A 2,108-nucleotide genomic window follows, 5' to 3' on the forward strand; every position below is an offset into this window, starting at 1 on the left:
GCAAGTTGTTGAGTAGAAAGAAAAAATTCTTCGAAAAACAGCTTGACAGAAAGAAAGGCTGCTGTAGAATGCGCGGCCTCGGTTGAGACGAAAGACTTAACCAACTGTTCTTTAACAACTGAATCAAGCAATTCGTGTGGGTGCTTGTGAGGTAAGACTGATAGTCAAGTGATTATCAGCATCACAAGTAACACTCGTGAATTCGAGAGTTTATTTGCGATTGCTGAGCCAAGTTTAGGGTTTTCTCAAAACCCAAGCAGTATTGAACTGAAGAGTTTGATCATGGCTCAGATTGAACGCTGGCGGCAGGCCTAACACATGCAAGTCGAGCGGTAGAGAGGAGCTTGCTTCTCTTGAGAGCGGCGGACGGGTGAGTAATGCCTAGGAATCTGCCTAGTGGTGGGGGATAACGTTCGGAAACGGACGCTAATACCGCATACGTCCTACGGGAGAAAGCGGGGGATCTTCGGACCTCGCGCCATTAGATGAGCCTAGGTCGGATTAGCTAGTTGGTGAGGTAATGGCTCACCAAGGCGACGATCCGTAACTGGTCTGAGAGGATGATCAGTCACACTGGAACTGAGACACGGTCCAGACTCCTACGGGAGGCAGCAGTGGGGAATATTGGACAATGGGCGAAAGCCTGATCCAGCCATGCCGCGTGTGTGAAGAAGGTCTTCGGATTGTAAAGCACTTTAAGTTGGGAGGAAGGGTTGTAGATTAATACTCTGCAATTTTGACGTTACCGACAGAATAAGCACCGGCTAACTTCGTGCCAGCAGCCGCGGTAATACGAAGGGTGCAAGCGTTAATCGGAATTACTGGGCGTAAAGCGCGCGTAGGTGGTTCGTTAAGTTGGATGTGAAAGCCCCGGGCTCAACCTGGGAACTGCATCCAAAACTGGCGAGCTAGAGTACGGTAGAGGGTAGTGGAATTTCCTGTGTAGCGGTGAAATGCGTAGATATAGGAAGGAACACCAGTGGCGAAGGCGACTACCTGGACTGATACTGACACTGAGGTGCGAAAGCGTGGGGAGCAAACAGGATTAGATACCCTGGTAGTCCACGCCGTAAACGATGTCAACTAGCCGTTGGAATCCTTGAGATTTTAGTGGCGCAGCTAACGCATTAAGTTGACCGCCTGGGGAGTACGGCCGCAAGGTTAAAACTCAAATGAATTGACGGGGGCCCGCACAAGCGGTGGAGCATGTGGTTTAATTCGAAGCAACGCGAAGAACCTTACCTGGCCTTGACATGCTGAGAACTTTCCAGAGATGGATTGGTGCCTTCGGGAACTCAGACACAGGTGCTGCATGGCTGTCGTCAGCTCGTGTCGTGAGATGTTGGGTTAAGTCCCGTAACGAGCGCAACCCTTGTCCTTAGTTACCAGCACGTTATGGTGGGCACTCTAAGGAGACTGCCGGTGACAAACCGGAGGAAGGTGGGGATGACGTCAAGTCATCATGGCCCTTACGGCCAGGGCTACACACGTGCTACAATGGTCGGTACAAAGGGTTGCCAAGCCGCGAGGTGGAGCTAATCCCATAAAACCGATCGTAGTCCGGATCGCAGTCTGCAACTCGACTGCGTGAAGTCGGAATCGCTAGTAATCGTGAATCAGAATGTCACGGTGAATACGTTCCCGGGCCTTGTACACACCGCCCGTCACACCATGGGAGTGGGTTGCTCCAGAAGTAGCTAGTCTAACCTTCGGGGGGACGGTTACCACGGAGTGATTCATGACTGGGGTGAAGTCGTAACAAGGTAGCCGTAGGGGAACCTGCGGCTGGATCACCTCCTTAATCGAAGACATCAGCTTCTTCATAAGTATCCACACGAATTGCTTGATTCATAGTCGAAGACGATGCTGTAACGCGACCCTGTTATAGGTCTGTAGCTCAGTTGGTTAGAGCGCACCCCTGATAAGGGTGAGGTCGGCAGTTCAAATCTGCCCAGACCTACCAATTGCTTGGTGCAGAAGAATACGGGGCCATAGCTCAGCTGGGAGAGCGCCTGCCTTGCACGCAGGAGGTCAGCGGTTCGATCCCGCTTGGCTCCACCACTCTCTACGCGTTACGTTGCAAGAGAAAGAGTTCAGAAATGAGCGCT

The 2,108-nt window shown here is 51.7% G+C and carries 2 tRNA genes and 1 rRNA gene; all 3 read left to right on the plus strand.

From position 1 onward, the window contains the following. Positions 1-264 precede the first annotated feature (264 nt). Positions 265-1,801: ribosomal RNA gene (locus ACN8M7_RS25855) — 16S ribosomal RNA — on the plus strand. Between the two features lie 85 nt (positions 1,802-1,886). Then, positions 1,887-1,963 (plus strand) — tRNA-Ile (locus tag ACN8M7_RS25860). A 22-nt stretch (positions 1,964-1,985) separates the two neighbouring features. Further along, positions 1,986-2,061, plus strand: a tRNA-Ala gene (locus ACN8M7_RS25865). Positions 2,062-2,108 lie beyond the last annotated feature (47 nt).

The sequence above is a fragment of the Pseudomonas spartinae genome (genome assembly GCF_965197125.1).
GTDB classification, from domain to species: domain Bacteria; phylum Pseudomonadota; class Gammaproteobacteria; order Pseudomonadales; family Pseudomonadaceae; genus Aquipseudomonas; species Aquipseudomonas composti_A.